Below are 443 nucleotides of genomic sequence, written 5' to 3' on the forward strand. Positions count from 1 at the left end.
CCATTCATGATGTCTGCCAGCACAATGGCCGTACCATCCGACATGGCCGTGCCATCGGCCACCAGAGGCGTGCCATCACTGGCATTGAGCGTGCCCGCAGGCAGCATCAGACCGCCATTGATGCCAATATACTTGGCATACAGGTCCAGCCCGTTGGTGGCATCCGTCAGATGGATGATGCCGGTTGCAGGCCATGTGCTCAGATCGGCTGCCGTCAGCAGCACATCATTACCGCTATGGGTCGCACTCTTGAGGGCGTAGGAGCCAGTCACAGCAGGCGTGGCCTTGCTGTCTATGGCGATGGAAACTTTTGCCGCGCGCCAGTCCTCGGTCATGACGGCAGCCAGCATGTCATCATAAGTGCCGTAGGACATGGCCCCGGAAATGGAGCCGGATGCGGAAACCTGCGTCACTACGGTCTGGCTGGTCTCCGCCAGTTCGTT

General features: G+C 59.6%; 1 pseudogene. It reads right to left on the reverse strand.

Annotation, left to right across the window (positions count from 1 at the left end):
* Positions 1–443, reverse strand: a pseudogene (locus HK26_RS13615) (hypothetical protein); the annotation flags it as partial.

It is taken from the genome of Acetobacter okinawensis (genome assembly GCF_002153655.1).
GTDB classification, from domain to species: domain Bacteria; phylum Pseudomonadota; class Alphaproteobacteria; order Acetobacterales; family Acetobacteraceae; genus Acetobacter; species Acetobacter okinawensis_A.